11 protein-coding genes are annotated in these 17,643 nt (G+C 55.6%); all 11 read right to left on the reverse strand.

Going from position 1 to position 17,643, the window contains the following annotated elements; genetic code table 11:
• Window position 1 precedes the first annotated feature (1 nt).
• The 11 genes from RAC89_RS09830 to RAC89_RS09880 all read right to left on the reverse strand — a co-directional run bounded on the left by RAC89_RS09830 (window position 2) and on the right by RAC89_RS09880 (window position 17,576).
• Window positions 2-688, reverse strand: a complete 687-nt coding sequence (locus RAC89_RS09830; RefSeq protein WP_306613279.1) for an ABC transporter ATP-binding protein — start codon at window positions 686-688, stop codon at window positions 2-4.
• A 227-nt stretch (window positions 689-915) separates the two neighbouring features.
• Complete coding sequence (locus RAC89_RS09835; protein ID WP_306613281.1) at window positions 916-1,791, reverse strand: arylamine N-acetyltransferase family protein; 876 nt, start codon at window positions 1,789-1,791, stop codon at window positions 916-918.
• A gap of 158 nt (window positions 1,792-1,949) precedes the next feature.
• Window positions 1,950-2,453 carry a DinB family protein gene (locus RAC89_RS09840; protein ID WP_306613283.1) on the reverse strand — a complete coding sequence of 168 codons (504 nt, stop codon included), beginning with the start codon at window positions 2,451-2,453 and terminating at the stop codon, window positions 1,950-1,952.
• A gap of 103 nt (window positions 2,454-2,556) precedes the next feature.
• Window positions 2,557-3,501: a helix-turn-helix transcriptional regulator gene (locus RAC89_RS09845; protein WP_306613285.1), complete on the reverse strand. Its 945-nt coding sequence runs from the start codon at window positions 3,499-3,501 to the stop codon at window positions 2,557-2,559.
• A gap of 180 nt (window positions 3,502-3,681) precedes the next feature.
• Window positions 3,682-4,329, reverse strand: a complete 648-nt coding sequence (locus RAC89_RS09850) for a response regulator transcription factor (RefSeq protein ID WP_306613286.1) — start codon at window positions 4,327-4,329, stop codon at window positions 3,682-3,684.
• 16 nt (window positions 4,330-4,345) lie between these two features.
• Entirely contained in the window at window positions 4,346-6,727 is a 2,382-nt protein-coding gene (locus RAC89_RS09855; protein ID WP_306613287.1) for a sensor histidine kinase, read from the reverse strand.
• Between the two features lie 129 nt (window positions 6,728-6,856).
• Complete coding sequence (locus RAC89_RS09860; RefSeq protein ID WP_306613288.1) at window positions 6,857-8,281, reverse strand: glycoside hydrolase; 1,425 nt, start codon at window positions 8,279-8,281, stop codon at window positions 6,857-6,859.
• Between the two features lie 280 nt (window positions 8,282-8,561).
• The gene (locus RAC89_RS09865) at window positions 8,562-13,220 is read right to left on the reverse strand and encodes a 3-keto-alpha-glucoside-1,2-lyase-like domain-containing protein (protein WP_306613289.1); all 4,659 of its coding nucleotides are present in this window, start codon (window positions 13,218-13,220) and stop codon (window positions 8,562-8,564) included.
• Between the two features lie 2 nt (window positions 13,221-13,222).
• On the reverse strand, window positions 13,223-14,914 hold the full coding sequence (locus RAC89_RS09870; RefSeq protein ID WP_306613290.1) for an S-layer homology domain-containing protein: 1,692 nt from the start codon (window positions 14,912-14,914) through the stop codon (window positions 13,223-13,225).
• Window positions 14,915-14,971: 57 nt separating this feature from the next.
• Window positions 14,972-15,163 carry a hypothetical protein gene (locus RAC89_RS09875; RefSeq protein ID WP_306613292.1) on the reverse strand — a complete coding sequence of 64 codons (192 nt, stop codon included), beginning with the start codon at window positions 15,161-15,163 and terminating at the stop codon, window positions 14,972-14,974.
• Window positions 15,164-15,293: 130 nt separating this feature from the next.
• Window positions 15,294-17,576: a helix-turn-helix domain-containing protein gene (locus tag RAC89_RS09880; protein ID WP_306613293.1), complete on the reverse strand. Its 2,283-nt coding sequence runs from the start codon at window positions 17,574-17,576 to the stop codon at window positions 15,294-15,296.
• Window positions 17,577-17,643: the final 67 nt, after the last annotated feature.

A 17,643-nucleotide genomic window follows, 5' to 3' on the forward strand; every position in this document is an offset into this window, starting at 1 on the left:
TTCAGCTCACTCCTTCCAGCCCGAACTGGGCAACCTCGCCGTCCCGCAGTACGATGACCCGATCCGCAGCTGCCGCCGCCTGCCGGTCATGGGTTACCATGACGATGGTGATTTGCTCCTCCCGGTTCAGCCGGGAAAGAAGCTGCAGTATATCCTGACCGTTCTTGCGGTCCAGATTCCCTGTCGGCTCGTCAGCCAGAATCAGCTTCGGCTTCATGGCGAGCGCCCTAGCGATCGCTACGCGCTGCTGCTGGCCGCCGCTAAGCTGCGACGGGAAGCTTCCCGCCTTCCCTTCGAGGTTCACTTCGCGGAGCAAGCGCTCGACTGTCGCATCGATTTCCGCCTTCGGGGCCTTATGGGCCGCAAGGGAAAGGGCGATGTTCTCGGCCACGGTCATCATCGGCAGCAGCTGATAGTTCTGGAAGACGAAGCCGACCTTCTCCCGGCGGAACAGCGTCCGCTCCTTCTCATTCAACTGCTCCAGCTGTACACCGTCGATCATGATGGTACCGTCCGTCGGTAGATCCAATCCTCCGAGCAGCTGCAGCAGCGTGCTTTTGCCAGAGCCGCTCGGACCCATAATGGCTATGAACTCTCCTTTCTTCAGGTGCAGATCGGTTGGCTTCAGGGCAGTGAAGCTGCCCGCCTCCAAATGAAATACCTTGGTTACGTTCTTCAGTTGAATCATCGTTCGTCGTCCTCCTACAGGCAGCTCTCGGCTGCCTTCATTGATATGAGATCATCATATACCCGAACGGAATCCTCGAACGCGCAAACGATGCATCGCCACGCGCAAATATTTGCGGTCTTCGCGCAAAAAGCGACGGTGCCGTCCGCACTCGGTGCAGGAAATAGGATGCCGGCAGCACGCAAAAAAACCGCCGCGAATGACTATCACCATTCGTCGGCGGCTGCTTATTCCGTTTGGGAATCGGCCTTCGACCGCTTCCAAGCCTCATGAAGGCTCCATACCTTCTTCCACAGGTCCTCTTTCTCCTGCGGACTATACTTCACAAGTCGTTCGCCAAACACATCACCTAACACCTCAAGCCATCGGGAGCGAGTCGTCAGCTCCGTCTTGGTGACTTCCGTTCCCTCCCTCTTGCTCCATATGCAGCCCCGAAGCTCGTTACTGCCGGTAGCATGCCTATGACGAACGAGGAACAGCTGGATCCATGGCGATTCCGGAGACGTGCTGTAATGCTCATGCTTCGGTTGAAATACATCCAGGCCATCTACCGCCTCAGGAGCAAAGTCAGCCCCTGCGAAGGAAGCTCCGGGGTCGTGCTCCAAGCGCCAGCCCTCCGAGTTAACCCCCGATGCCGTCACGCGGTATCGGAACGGGCCTTGCTCATAGCTTCCTGCGCGCAGTGGCAAAGGCTCATAAGGCATATCTCCCAGCCCGACATCCGCGATCCACCGCTCTTCCTCTCCGTTCTCGTGCGGTAAGCTGACCGTGAGCCCGAGGTGAAAGGAATTGATCCGAGGCTCCTGCCCCAGCGGCTGAACACCGGCTCTGTGCCGGAAGACGGTGAAGCCAAGGGAGCGCAGAAGCTCGCTGAAGGCGCCGTTCAAGTGGAAGCAATAGCCGCTGCGGCCGCCGGTCATCAGATTCACGGATGATCTGACATCAATAGGCGCGGGAGAGCCGGCCACAATATCGATCGTTTGCCAAGGCAGCTTCTCCACATGGGCTCGGTGAAGCTCTCTCAAATATGCGAGGCTTGGCGGCTGAATATCCGGGATGTCAAGCCTTCGCAAATAGAGACGGATTTCTTCGTTCGTCATCATGCCATGTATCCCTCCCAAAAGCTTTGTAATGAAATCCTTCACTATGAATTCGACCTAACCGTTGGTGCATCCTGCGCTCACCGGCCAGCTGCTCTTATAAAAAAAAGCAACCACTCTCAGAAAGTGATTGCTTCTCCTACTATCTGGATAGGCCGATTTCAAACAGCAGGAGCTTCCATGCCTATGGCTGCCCATTCTTCTTTGGCAGGACCATACACCCCCGGCACCGGTAAACCGGCTTGCCGCATCAGGATCGTGAATTGGCCACGATGATGAATCTCATGCTTCACAAGCGCATTTAAGGTAAATCCGTTTTTCCAAAGCTCTCCGTACAGGTCGGCTTCCTCCAGCAAAGTCTCATCCGTCCATTGCGTGCGGATTGCATCCAGCATGGATTGAACGGCGGTCCGGTAAGTGGATGCGATTTCGGCGGCCGATGCCGGCGGCTCGTTATGTTCATAAGGCGCATCGAACTTCAGGCCCGTGCGGTGAAGCATATCCGGTATCGTGGTCACGATATGCCAAGCCAATCTCCCAAGGGTCCGGTAGCCGGGCATAACTTCCTGCTTCAGGGATGCATCGGTCAAGAGGTCCAGCAGCCTCTGGGTGCCCTCCGCTTCGTTGGTATACTCCGCTATAAAATTTTGCAATGATGTGTACATAAGATTAGCCTCCTAGTCATTTTTTCAGGCCGGGGATGAATCCGGCAGCTTTAGTATACTTGGGGTCCACTGACAGCGTGTTGTCAGCAGACTTCAAAATTTATTACGGAAATTGCCCATAGAGCTCAGCGATTCGCCTGGCTTGTCCGCTAATTTCTTCGGCAAGAAATTTCGGCTCCAGCACGTGCACATCCGGTCCGTAACTGAGCAGCAGCCCGTAGAGCCAACTGTCTATAGGAAGCTCCGACCTTACGAGCAGCGATCCGTCCTCTTCCACCGTCATCTGCTCCGGACCAAAGCATTCCTCAACCCTTACTCTCACTCTCGGATGAAAGCGAAGCACCATCGTTATGTAAGGCCCCATTTTCCACCGCCCCCATTTGGCATCGAGATCCACCAAGCGTTCCTTCCGGCGGGGGAACACTTCCATATCAACACGGAGCTTCCGGATTCGGGAAAGCTTGAATGTCCGGAAATCTTTTCTCAGTCTGCAGTACGCGTACAGATACCAGGCGCTTCCTTTCCAGGCAAGCCCGATCGGCTCTACGGCCCTCTCCTCCGCCTCTCCTTCGGGGCTTAAGTAAGTCAGCCACACCACGTTCCGGTTCTTTGCCGCCTGCCGAAGCTCAGCCAGCTTGTCCTTATCCGTGTCCACCCTTGTCCACGGGCTCATACCTATAATCAGCTGCTCTCCCGCTTCCTCTATCCGATGCTGCTCGGATTTGGCGAAAAGTGCATTGATCTTGGCCAGCAAATGATCCAATTGTTGATCCTGCAGGGTCGACTGCATTCCTTTCAGAGCCGTAACTATAGATGACAGATCGTCGAGGGTGACGATTTGCCTTTCAATGCGAAATTCGTCCATGATCTCGTAACCGCCATCCATCCCCGCAAACGAAGCGACAGGAACACCCGCGTCATTAATCGCTTCAATATCTCTGTAAATCGTGCGCAGCGAGACCTCGAACCGGTCGGCCAGCTCTTGGGCGCCTATTCTCTTGCGGCTGAGCAGCAGCATGGTAATTCCTAGCAATCGTTGAAGCTTCAATGATAGCAACCTCCCGGGATTAGACCCTTACCTTATTTCGCCAAACCCCATCTGCCGTATCGTGCTTTAAGAATGTTCGGCTCCATGTCTTTCATTTTACCTGATAAAACAAAGTAGAGAGAACCCCTCGTTCCCCCTCGGGAGTCAAAAAAAATGACGCCGCAAACGGCGCCACTCTCTCTAATATAAATCCTCAGTCGGCAAAATCCCCAGGCTCTTCGCCTTCTTAATCACTTCCACGCGCGAGCTCGCTTGCAGCTTCTGAAAGAGCTCCGTCAGGCTGTACTCGAGGGAACGCTGGCTGATCATCAGCGCTTGGGAGATCTCCTTGTTGCTCTTTCCCTTCGCCAGCTCCCGCAGCAGCTTATCCTCCTCCTGCGTGATCGTCGTCTCCTCCCGTCCCTTGTCGCCTTGGACTATTATTTCCTGCCGCCTCAGCTGCTTCAGCAGCTGCATCGGGACAATCGCTTCCTTCCTGGCCGCGCAGCGGATCGCTTGAATGAGCTGCTCGCGCGTGGAGGTTTTGGCAATGAACCCGGAGACGCCCGATTCCATCAGCAGATTGAAATGCGGCGCGATCTCAAAGCCGGAATAGATGAGGATCACGGCATCCGGCACATAATCGAGAATTTTCCTCGTCAAATCGGCGCCGTTCACATTCGGCATATAAAGGTCGAACAGCATGACGTCGAATTTCTTCAAACGCACCAGATCCGGCACGCAGTATACATCCGTTTCGATCGTCACCTTCATCCCCGGCTCGGATTCGATCAGCATTTTCGTCCCTTCTACCACCGAGCGGTGGTCGTCCACCAATAAGATTTCCATGTCCCTCACCTGTCAGTTAATTTTTTGGAAAATGAATCGTCACCCGAACGCCCTGCTGCGGAGCCGATTGAAACTCGACCTTCCCTTCCAGACTGAGCACCCGCTTCTCAATCCCGGCAAGCCCCATGTGCTGGAAGGAGCCGTCGAATGCGGACAAATCCATCCCAACCCCGTCGTCGGCGTAATGGAACTGCACAGCATCCGCACTTTCGTCCAGTGTCATCGTCACCTTCTCCGCCTTCGAATGCTTGGACGCGTTATTCAGCAGCTCCTGTACGATGCGGTACATCCCCAAGATTTGCTCCTCGCTCAGGCCGTCCAGCTGCTGCCCCGCCTGGAATTCGATTTCGTAATTGGCAAACATCCGTGTATATTGAAACAAGCTCTTCAGCGACTCGACCAGCCCCATCTTCAGCAGGAACGGCGGACGCAGCTCATTGCACGTAATGCGAATCTGATGAATGGCGTCCAGCAGCCCTTCCTCGATCTGTCTAAGCTCCTCCTGCGCCGCATCACCGAAAAATCCCGCCGAACGCAGCGACTCCAGCTTACGGTACCATATGATCAGGTCCTGCAGCACGGAATCGTGCAGGTCGGCCGACAAGGCAAACCGTTCCTTTTCCGAAAGCTTAAATAGCAGTCTCAGCATCCACTTCGGCGTCTGGCTCGTCGATACCAGATCCTCGAGCCGCTTCATGAGATCTTCAATCAGCCTCAGGTTATCATACAGAAGCGTTACATAATGCACGGCGGTCTCCAGCCACTCTTCTTCTATCGGAAGGAAGGTGCGATCTGCAGCGATCCGCAGGTACACGGGATGCTTTTTCTCCCCGATCGGAATCCAGGTTGCTTGAGCCCCCATCGCCTCCGTCTCCTGTCCCCGCGGCACCTCCTCGATCGATGCATCACCCACCTGCAGAACGTTCCTTACTTCCTCCAGCAGGCGATGTTCGAGCTCGGAAACCTTCATGACATTGGCCAAATCGCTCGACAGGCTGTTCAGGCTTTGCTGCAGGAACTTATACCGCTCCTCGCTTTGGATCAGCTCCCGCTCCTCTTGCTTCCGCTTTGTAATGTCCTTAACGATCCCGTGAACGCCGTTAAGGCTCCCCGACAAGTAGATCGGCACGAACGTAATGCTGACAATCCGCTCTCCTTCGCTCGTACGGCTGAGCCGGCACTCAATATCCCGCGGCTTCCCTTGCTGCAGCACCTCGAGAAGGCATTCGTAGACCTGCGGATGGTCCTCGTCGTAGATCATGCCGAGAAAGCAGCGGCCCTTCAGCTGGGACATGCGGATGCCCGTAATGGCTTCAAAGGACCGGTTCGCATTGACAAAATAAAAGCCGTCCAGCTCGATTGAGAACACACCGTCCAGGTTGTTCTCGAACAAAGATTTATACCGCTGCTCGCTCTCTTCGAGAGCCAGCTCCGAGCGCATTTTCTCTGTAATATCGATAATCATGCCGTCCAGCCGCTCCACAGCCCCCGTGTGGTCCTTCCAAGGATGAACGACCAGCTGGCCCCACCGGGTTTCCCCCTCGATATGAATGTAACGAATCGGCTGACGGACCGATAGCCCTTCATCCAGCTTCCGCTTCACTTCCCCCATGAGAATGGCGTTATCGTCAGGGTGGATGTGATCGTGCAGCCGAATCGGGTTATGCATAATCTCCCGACGAGGGATGCCGGATATCCTCTCGATGCTCTCCGAGCAGAACGTGTATCTGGTAAAATCCTTATCGGTCGACCACACCGCTGCGTTGACGTTGTCCAAAATGTTCTCCAGCAGCTGCTCTGCCTTCTTCCGTTCGGAGATATCCCTGGCGACGGCCACCACGTACTTGACCTCACCCTGATGATCGAAAACCGGCCTAACCCGGGCTTCGATATGAATCGTATGGCCTTCCGCATGGACGAGCCGATACGTCAGCTCCACCGGCTGCTTGGTTCGCACAACCTCGGCATGGACCGATCTCACACGATCCTTGTCTTCCGGATGTATGACATCAAAGGCATCCATCCCCTCATAATCCGCGATCTGATAGCCTGACAACGCATTCATGGAAGGGGAAACATAGCGGACTACCGCCTGATTGTCCACCAGCACGATGGTATCCCAAGTGTTCTCGGCGACGAGCCGAAGCCGCTCCTCCCGTTCCACCGCTGCGGCATCGTCTTTCAGCACAGCGGTATAGGCTACGGTAACGTTATCCGTATCTACAATCGGCACCAAGCTAACCGATGCTTCGGGAAGCTCCCCAGCGCTGCCATACCGGCTTTCGAAAGCCCGGTTTCCCCACAGGAACTGCCCCTCCAGATTTATGATATACATGGGATCGGGGAGATTGGTCAGCCACTGCCTCGCTCCCTCGATCACCTTCCCATAAGCTCCCATGCCGATCTCCTTTTTATGGTCGTAATGAATGACTTAGTGAATAGCTACATTATATCGAATCGGAGAGCATCCTGCCGCGCAAAAAAATAGGGAATGCCCGCAAAAAGTGCAGGCATCCCCATAGGAAGCTTATTTCTCTGAGAACGAATAGATCGACTTCGCCGAGAAGGTTTGGGTAAAAGAGCCGTTCGATAAGGTCGCGTCGGCCATATTGTTAAGATTGTCGGTAGCGCTTGTCTTGAGCTTGGCAGCCGCCGTGGAGGTTGACGAGAAGCCGCTCACCGTGGCGGTAATATCGGAAGAGGATGTGTTCACGACGACAAGCTGGGACTTGCCGGTAGAGTTGATTTTGGTGGCAGCGACGAGCAGGGACGGGTTGCTGGAGGTGGCTTGAATGCGCTGATAGCCCGGTCTCATCACACGGCTGAAGTTCCCCATGGCGTAAAGCACCTTGCTGATCGAATACGTCCCGTTCGAGGTATTCAGGTTGATGAGCTGCTGGGCCAGAGCCTCATCCTTGCCCACGCTCCACCAGTATAGGAAACCTCTTGCTGCATTGGAGCCCCCTGTGGTCAGCGTACGCTGGATTTTGGCCGCAAGCTCTACAGCCTGCTCCGTATCATAGGCCGTGTCGCCGGGCTTCCAGAGATTATTGACCTCGTCCTTGAAATTGAATTCCGTTTGCAGCTTCGGCTTGGATTCGTTATACAGCGTGCTGTTGTTATTGCCGTAGTTGTGGTAGGCGATGTAGTCTACCTTGCTTTTATTAAGCGGCATATTGTTCAGGAAGTTCATCGCTACATTCTCGGACGTAGCCTCGGGGCCCGTCAGCTTGATTTGGGTGCGGAGCCCCCGATTTGTCAGGGCCGTATCGATGTAGCCGATGACGTTGTCCATTTCGGCATTGTAATATCGGGCCGTCGCCCACTGCGTGTTCTCGTAATCCGCTTCATTCTGAACGCTAAGCCACTTGATGTTGTAGCCGAAATCGTTCTTGTATTTCTCCACCCACCTGGTTATGTAGCTGGCAAACTCCGCGTACCGTGAGCTTAGCAGGTGGCCTCCGTTCGTGGAGCCGCTGTCCTTCATCCAAGAGGGCGGACTCCAGGGCACCGCATAGAACTGCATGGGGCTGTACCTGGCCAGAGCTTGTTCGGCGAACCATCGTTGATGAGCATCGGTGCTCCAGTCCTCGGTGCACCCATTCCATCCGCAGTAGGACACTTCGATCCCTGAGGGGTCCTCGCTCGGCTTGAACGGGTTGATCTCCCAACGGATGATCGTCAGCCCGGCATTGGAGCCGCTGTTTAAGAACAGCTTATCGAGAATGGCGGTTTGATTCGCGGCACTCATATTGCTTTTGAGGTAATGCACCGGTTTATTCGCCGCCGCACCGAAGCCGTCGATGGTCTGAAACGTCGTCCCTTTGTCGATGGCAATGGTGTCGGCAGCCGCAGCTCCCGGAATAAGAGACGGTAATGAGGCAAGCAGCACCGTACAAGCAGAGGCAAACGCCAGTGACCTTGCGATGATCCTCTTGCTATCCAGCTTCAATATCAATTCACTCCTCACGCAGATAAGTTACCTCCCAGCCGCGCGTTACCGGGAAGCTGCTGTAATTGTAAACGCATACAATTATTTCCGTCTATAGTCATTACCGTACTTTCTTTCCGGGATTTATCGTTGTCATCGATCTCAAGTGCACCGTCTCCGGGAGCCTTCCGCCTGCATTCCATTTCAGCTTGTTCGCGCGAACCGCATTGCAGAAACTGCACTCCAGTAATAAAGCAAGCTGCAGCCCCAAGGAATCCATTCGGCTGCAGCTTGCTCTGATTTACTTCATTTCCAGCTTATTCGATAACGAAACCGGCAGAGTGGAATCCTGAGGATCCAGCTTATCGACCACAAATACATGGATCTGGTATTGAACATCCCCCGGATCCTGCACATCGAAGTGGCCGGTCAAGCTGCCGGAGCCTGCGATGTCCGTCTCCAGCGCGACGTGGGAGATCGGCATGCTGCCCTTCAGCAGCTGGAAGTACACGACCTCCGTTCCAGCATGGTCGGCCGCTCCCGCTGTGCGGGACACATCGACCTTTGCACTCAGGCCGCCGGTTCGATTCAGTTGGCCGTTGAGCGCTAACGTGAACGGTTTATCTCCTGCGGGCACGACGCGGACGGTCCGCACCGCCGGAATCGCCGCATTGAGCGCATTGTCTTTGACGTTATAGGTGAGGGTGTACGTGCCGACAACCGCCGTATTCACGGTGCCGGTCACTTGAATCCGTCCGCTGATGTCGCCGTCTGCGTTATCCGCAGCCGTGGCGCCGGCATCCGTATACGTGCTGCCTACCGTTACCTCCACCGTCTCGGATCCGTTCAGCGTAATGACCGGCTTCTCCGTATCTACCGGACCGGAGGCAAGCTCAGCCACCTGGAAGTCATCGATGCGAGCCGGCTGATTCGCCACCCGGATGCCTGCCTTGCCTTGCGTTAAAGCCGGAGGGCTTTGCGGGAACAAGGCTCCGTTATCCACCTCATCGAAGACGAGATTGTCGTCCACGTAGCCTCTCAGTCGGTTGCCGTCAACGACCAGTCGAAGCTGGTACCAATTGCCGACAAGATAAGGATACGGCATTTTTTTGCTGTCCAGCTCCCGGATGTTTCCGTTATGGATGCGTCCCAGCACGACATAGCCTGTGCTGCCGCCCGGCAAGCCGTTCTCGCCGTTATGGATCCGCAGCATGTAGAAGTTTTTGGCGTCTTCGGATGCTCTCGCAATGACTCCCGGAAGGGAAGTGCCGACTTGAGGCTTCACTCTTGCCCGTACCTCGTAATTCGTCCAAGTGCTTTGACCTACGGTAAAGGCCATGCTGCCCGTCGTATGCTTCTCCAGAACCTTGCCGTCCTCCTCATCGACGACCCTCAGATGATTTGCGGCTCCGTTCGGTGTGGCCCCGTTGTTCCAGCCGGTTCCTGCAGCTTGGTCATATGAACCGCCGTTGAAATCCTCCTCGTGCATAATCGCGCCCACCGGTGCCGGCGGGTTAGCCTGGATGTGCAGGATGTACTCTGCAGCCGTTCCTGCCTCGGAGGTGACCCGTACCTTCGCTGTTCCCGCTCCGTTCACGAGGACGCCATCCGTAATCTGTACGGCCGACAGATTGCTTGCCGTAGGAACCGCCTCCAGCACCTTCACATAGTGCGTGCGAGAAGGCACGGAGATGCGGTACTCGGTTTTGCCGGGAACAAGCGCAATGCTGGTTTGCGGCAGCTCCGTGCCGGGCGCGGTCAACGGATCGGAGATGACCGAAATCCGCAGGCTGCTTAGCGAGGTGTCGGAATTGGCCGTTCTCAGCGTAAGGTTATAATAGTTAGCACCATTGCCTTCGGTCGACAGAGCGGCTACCGTATATTGCTTCTCCTGGCCGACCCCGGTGAAGGTAACCTGACCGGATGCCGGAGAGGCCGTGGCATTCGCCGTTCCGTATACAGCAGCCGTAATCGTGGCGGTCGTCGTGCTCGACGGCACCAGTACGGTGTAGCTGTTGACCTGCGGATCGAAGCCGGCGATGCTCGCGCCGTTCACTTGAATGTCGCCCAGCAGCGGCACGATCGGGTACACTCTGACGTCGTCGAACGCTGCCTTCGCCTCATGGCTGCGCAAGCCGAATCTTCCTGCCGTGCGGCTCGTATCGGTATGCTGCAGCACCTTTACTCCGTCGACATAGCCTGTAATAGTCGTCCCTACTACCTCCAGGTTGAGCTTATACCACTTGCCTTCCATTAGATAGTCATTCGGCAGGTTGTAGGTACTCAGCGTCGTATTGCCACCGCTCACCCGCTTCTCCAAAATGGCTTGACTCGTGCTGCCGTTTCGAAACAGCTTGAAGTAATACAGATCGTTATAGTTCGTGCCTGCACGGGCAAGCAGTCCCATTTGGACTTTGCCCGCTGCGCCGGTGCCCGGGACTTCTTGGACGCGGGCTTCGATGCCGTAATCCTTGAGATTCTCCCCGAAAATCGCAAAGCTGGGCGATGTCTCGTAAATGCCGGCAGGCTGAACATACGTATTGTGAGTGACGCTATCCGTCACGATTGTCCACGGGGTGTTCAAGCTGCTGTAGCCCTGTTTCGCCCACCCGGATAAATCCTTTTCCTGCGCCGTCTCAAAGCCATTCTTATACAGCGCCTCCGCGAACACCTTCACCTCATTAATCGACAGCGGTCCGTCGAAGGTCGAGCCGGTTACCGTGAGCTTCACATAACGTGCCTTCGTCTGGAAAAACTCCAGGCTGTTGCCCATCGGAGGCACATAGCTTGGGTCCGAGCCGTATGTTTTATCCGTTACGGTAGTAAACGTAGTGCCGTCCGAGCTGGTGGCAATCGAATATTTGTACCCTCTTGAAGCGCTGTTCGTCCAATCGATCTGCATGCCCGCCAAATAGTAATCCTTGCCTAAATCCATTTGAACCGTCTGAGGATACGTGCTGTCCGCAGCGACGGAAGCCGTAGAGCTGATCCCGTCCACCACATTCGACCCGTTCGTCATGCCCGGAGAGGTGGTTACCGTTTTGCCTGCGGAAACGATATTCTTAATGCTGGGATCCACCGCCTCCAGCTCGAGCAGCATGACTGCATTTTTCTCAAGCGTTTGGCTGAATACAAGATTGTCGCTTTCATTAACTATGCTTTCCTCCACCACTTGGAGCTCATCGATCTTGTTATACGCGAAATTGCTGTGTGTCTCGTCGACGAGATACTTCTTGTAGCGCAGGCTCTTGCCCTGGAAGCCCGCCGGCAAATTCTTCACGCTGATGTTCACGTTCGAGGAGGCAATCCCGTCTCCCTGCTTGTTCCAGACCATCAAGGTCGCCTTCGTGTCGCTGTTCTTGGTTGCCAGCATTCTCGTTCCGTAGATGGAGGTATCCCCTCCCGTCGTCTTCACGCGGGTATCCCCAAGACGGGCGAACATCCGCATCGTGTTGAAATAAGGGGTGAAAAATGTTTTGCCCAGCACCTCATAATACTTCAGCTTATCTGCGGTTCCAATCAGCTGGAAGGTGTTGATATCGGTATTGCCCCATTTGATATCTACCCGTGCTATGGCCGGAGCGCCCGCTCCCAGATCAAACTTCAGCCACGTCCAATAGTCCGCTTGGGTAAACATCGTGGCATCGTTGTTGTCCGTAACGGCCGCAATATTCGCGTCATTCGTCGGGTTCGGAATGGGAATCGGATTGTTGCCGCTGTCATAAAAGCGGATTTCCTTAATCTTCATCGGCTTGGAGGAGGAGGCTGATTCTCTCCAGCCACGCAGATTCAAGTATTGCAGCGGCCGCGGATTGCTGTTCGTGAAGGTTTGGAATTCCGTCGTATTCCCGTTGCTAAGCGCGTAATCGACATCGAACTGGTTCTTAAAGTAAGCGTTCAGCGTATGCACCGCAACCCAGTTCATCGGGATGTCCGTGCCGCCCCGTGCATAGAAATAGGCGGAATCGGTCATGAACGCCGCTTGCTTCGCCAGCCCCACATTATTGGTCGGGTCGCTTAAGCCCCCGCCTCCCTTCCAGCCGTACTCACTGACAATCGTAGTCGCCTGCGGGAAAAATTGACGCAAGTAAGCTTTCATCTGAAGCTCTTGCGTCTCATTCATTCGAACATCTTCCTGATAACGGTGCCAGGACACGAAATCCACATGATAGCCTTGCTGATAAGCGATATCGACGAATTGCTTCTGCTTTTCAAAATTGTAGCCGGACAAGACCGGGCCGCCGACCTTCAGCGTATGTCCCGCCAGGCCTTGAGTATTGACCCACTGGACCGCCTCCGACATCCCTTTATACATCCGCATATAGCCGGGAATATCGTCCTTAACATGCCCGTAGAAGGCAGGCTCCAGGTTCGGCTCATTGCCCACCTCGATATATTCAAGCTCCGGGTTCTTCTCCTTCAAGGTGTAGATGATCTTCTTCATTGCCTTGTCGAATTCCGGCCAGTTCATTTCGGTTTCGCCGGCGATCAGGCGGTTTTTGGCCGGATTGGCGTCTCCCCCGTAGGAATAAGCAAGCGATATCAAGAGAGAATCGGAGAACTGCGACATGAAATCGTACGTTTCTTTGCGCGCGTGCTGCAGGTCCGCGTTCGTAGCGTTCCGCGGGTCTTCGATGGAATAAGCGAGATAATCGCTGTTGCTGCTGTCCTTGTTGTAATACCAGTTGATCTTGACGAAATCCCGGACGACCTTCGTCTTGATCCCCTTCAGCTCATCGACGACATGCACTGGCAAGGGGGTGTAGTTCGTGTTGTTGAACTGCTCGGTACGAACAAGCGGCCCTTCCGAGACCGCATAATCGGCCTCTAGGTTCAGGCTGGCCGCCTGCGCCGTCTGAGGCGCATAGCCTGCGGCTGCAGTGGCCAGCAGCGCAGCCGCGGCTAGCAGAGCGCACTGCTTCTTGACACTGCGGTAAAGCTTGGTGCCTACGAATGCCATCCTTACATTCCTCCTCCAAGGTTATAAATGCGGTACAGCATCACGGCGGTTTCGGCACGGCTCGTGCTGCTCCGCGGGTGCAGCATGCCGTCGCTGCCCTCGATGATGCCCTTGCCGATCAGCTCCGCGATTGGGGCGGCCGCGTAGCCCGCAACATCCCCTGCATCGTGGAAGCGGCTCAAGTCGGCAGAGGGTGCCGAGCCCTCCAGCTTCCCGGCGATGCGCAGCGCCCGTGCTGTAAGCGCCATCATCTCTTGCCGGGAAATCTCCTTCTGCGGCAGGAATCGATTGTCTCCCGCGCCTTCGCTGATGCCGAGGCTCTTGGCAATGCCCAGCGCTTCGAAGTAATAGTCTTCCTGCGCTACATCGCTGAAGCTGCTGCCGATGTCTGCAGTCAGTCCCAGCGTCCGGACAAGAAGCAGCACGAAGTCTGCGCGCTTAATCGGTGCTCCCGGAGTGAACTCCAGCTCGGAGGTTCCGGTGATGATGCCTTTGGCCGCAAGCGCCTCGATCGGCTTCTTGGCCCACGCATGCTCCGCAAGATCGGCGAACGTTTTGACGACATGAACCACGGCGTATTGGCTGAAATGCGTCGTCTTGAATTGCACCATGCCCGAAGCCGCATCGTAACGGCCGCTGGTTACCGGCTCAGGCTTGCCGTTGGCGTCAAGGTACCACACGGTAATTTCCTCCGGGTTCGCCAGCTCGGCTGCCGACGGCAAGTACGGCACCGAAACGAGGACCGCTGTTTCGTTATTGGACCAGTCGATGGCCTGACCGTCCAGCTTCACGCTCAGGTCGATGATCGGCCGTTCACCGATTACCGCTCGGACTTGTTCGGGAAGACGATCTGGGTCCGCCTTGGCCACATGGAACGACACGGTGTTCGAGCTTCCGGCCTGACTTCTCTTCAGCATGTTGCCCTGCACCGTAACGATTGCCAGCTCGGTTCGGATCTCCAGCTTCAGGCTTCTGCCGTTCTCCGTTACAAGGGAGGCCGGCAGAACAGGCTCGTAGGCTTTGGCCCCGTCCGCCTTGGGCAGCTCGATAACCAGCTTTGAGGCGGTGCCGTCCTTGAGCAGAGCTAACGCTTGATCAATGATTTCCTTGGTCAGTAAAGCCTTAGCCGTGCCGGAAGCATCCGTACGGTCTATCGTTTGAAGCGTAAGCCCTACGGATCCGTCCGGCAGCACCGCAGGACGCCCCGGCACGCTGCCGTTGCCGTTGCCGTTCCCGCCTCCGACTCCGCCATTGCCATTGCCATTCCCGTTGCCATTTCCGCCGTCATCGTCATGGCCCCCACCGTGACCGTTACCATTTCCGCTCCCATTGTCACCCCCACTCCCGTTACCATTGCCATTTCCGTCTCCGCCTCTTGCCTTAGCTGCAACCGCAAAGGTAGTGACCGCCACACTGCTGCCCGCCCCGACCTTAACGGTATACGTGCCCACAGGAGCATCACTCGGCAGGGTCACCGTCTTGCCGCTCTGCAGCTGAGCCGACGACAGCTGGTCCATCTCCAGTACCGTGGTGTTCGGTCTGGAGATCATGATGATGACCTCCGGCAGGCTCGTTGTCCCTTGAATCGTAAATGACTCTCCCTGTACCTTGGACCCGATCGGAGCCAGTACGGCTGCCGGCTCGGCGGCATTAGCAACGCCCGCCGAGATCAGCATCACGAAGAGCAGCATCATGCACATCATTCGCTTTTTAAACAAACCATTCCCTCGCTTTCCCATAGTAATAATAGGTTATGTAGACGTACTCCTCCCCAAACGAACCGTTACCCGATAGGCTCGCCCCGCCTCATACGGAAGCAGAGCCCCTTCCCATGCCGTTCCGTCAACGATAGGCCCTGCAATGCCGCGCGCGTTCATCTCGGCGCAGACGGCATTAGCGGGAGCGGCGTCTTGACAGAATAGATGAGCGCCATCGAGCTCCAAACCGATTCCCTTCTGCCGCGCCGTCCCTGACCGTTGATCGGGTCACTCCGAGCTCCGTCTCCTATCAGACACAGCTCGTTGGCGCCAAGGCCGCCTGCCCTATGCTCAATCGCATACACACCTTTTCACCTTACTTCTCCGGCTTGCCCCGGTACTGCCCCGGGGTTATTCCCTCCATCTTACGGAAGTAACGAATGAAATTGGCCGGGTTGTTATACTTCAGCTTCTCGGCGATATCGGTTATGGTCATATCCGTATCGCGCAACCAGCGCTTGGCGACATTGAGCCGGTACTGAGCCAAGTAATCGGCAAAATTGATTCCGGTTTCCTGACGGAACACACGGCTGATGTACTGCGGATGGTAATTGATCCGCGCCGCACATTTCTCTAGAGTGAGATCCGTATCGAACGCCTCTTCGATCAGGCGCTTGACCTCCTCCGAGATCGTGCGGAACTGGGTATCCCGCCGCTGCTCCAGCAGCACAATCCCTGGCTCGATGATCTGCTCGTAGAACCACGTCTCGATATCCCGTTCTGCATGAAGATGCAGCAGCTCCTCGAACAGCGAGCCTTCCTTTCCATTCAGCTCATATAAGGAAATGCCCGAATCCTGAAGCAGACGGCTCACATCAACGAACAGCCGCACCAGCGACAGCTGATAATCGTTAGGATTACCCGCCGATCTGGAAACGTTCTCAATGAAGCCGGCCAGCGCCTCTTTCGCACGGCCCGCGTCGAAGGACTGAATGGCATCCGTCAGCTGCGCGGCGTGCTCCTTCGGATACTGCAACTCATTGCTTTTTTTCGGCTGAACATCCTCTATGAACAAGGCCGCCTCTCTTCCCAGCTGAACCCGGTACTTCAAAGCCGATACGCACTCCTCATAGCCTAGGGCGGCATCCGTCCAATGGTCGAAGCTCCGGCTGATGCCCACACTGGCTTCGATGGATAAATAACGCTTCACGGCCTCCTGTACGGATACAGCCACCCGGAATACCTTTTCCTTGAACGATTCTTCCGAGCCGGCCTGTGTGCCGACTATCATTACGACCGCATCGCGATACACAATGGGAGCCAGCCGTTCCTGCTTGTCAACGAGCTCCGATACAATATTGCCGATGGCGAAAAGCAGCAGGTCGCGGTCCTTCTCATCGAAGCGGCTTCCCTCCAGATCATCGATTTGAAACAGGAGCACCCGCATCCGTTCCCAAGCGAGCGTATGGCCGTAATATTGCAGCCGCTCCTGGATTTCCGACGATTTGGCTTCACCTGTCAGCATTTTGCGAACGAGCAGCTCCGTCATGTACTCCTGCTGCCCCTCCAGCTGAAACTGCAGCTTCGATTGGTTGGACATCAGCGACTCGATGCCTTCGGTGATCACGCCGAACTCATCCTTGCCCTCCCGCGGAGCCCGCACCTCCGAAAGCACGCGGTAAATGCTTCGCACAGGGCTGTATACGCTTCGTGTCCCCAGCACGGCAATGGCGACGGAAATACCCAAGGCGATTATGCTAACCCATAATGAGGTCCACGCAATCCCCTGCGCCCGTTCGGTCATTTCGCTGATAGGCAGCACTGACACATAGACCCAGCCGTTATAGGTCGACTTCCGGTAGGAAATTGACATATCCTCGTCGGCTACCTTAGAGGTAAGCACCCCTGTAGCTTCCCCGGACTGCACAATCCGGCGCATGAAGTCCTCCTGCGACAAATCCTTGCCGATCAGGCTGCTGTCCTCATGGGCGATAATGCGGCCTTCATCGACAATGTAAATCCGGCCCATTTCGCTGCCTTCCAGGTCGATCAGATTGTTCGTTTCCTTGGCGGAGAGCACCACGGCCAGCATCCCCTGAGGATTGAGGGAATTAATCGGCCATTTCTTTATATTCAGAATCGTCAGCTTGTTGGCGGCAGGATCGATTCCCGTTTCATACCGTCCTGACAGATCGAGGCTGGCCCACTTGGAGCCCTGCTGCATGGCAGCAAACCTCGCGAGCAGCTCCTTCATGCCCGGGTAGCTGTAATCGTCCAGCCCCGAATTGCTGATCAGCCAATCCTTTTCCATACTGTACAAAAAAACATCCCGAATCCCGAGCTCGAACGTCTGGATGCCCACCAGGCTATCGTAAAGGTCGGCGATCATTTCCGAGTCTTCGGTAGTTAGGCGCGTTCCGATGGCCTTCGTAATCAAGGGCGTATTCAATAGCTGCGAAGCGGAATAATCGATCGTCTTGAGCGTTTGCTCTACGCGCAGCTGCGTCTGCCGCAAAATTTGCGCGTTGCTTTCGTTCACCTTTTCCAGCACGGTACGGGAGGAATAATTATAGGAGTACCATCCCAAAATGAGCACCGGAAAAGCCCCCACCGCGAGCGTCAGCAATATGAGTTTGCGAAAGTACTTATGTGTCTTCATGCTTGTAGTCTCCTTCAACGACTCGTCCTGATTGCCCTAAGTATACCAAAAAAAGGGGTCTGTGCCG

This window comes from Paenibacillus sp. GD4 (genome assembly GCF_030846225.1).
GTDB lineage: Bacteria > Bacillota > Bacilli > Paenibacillales > NBRC-103111 > Paenibacillus_G > Paenibacillus_G silviterrae.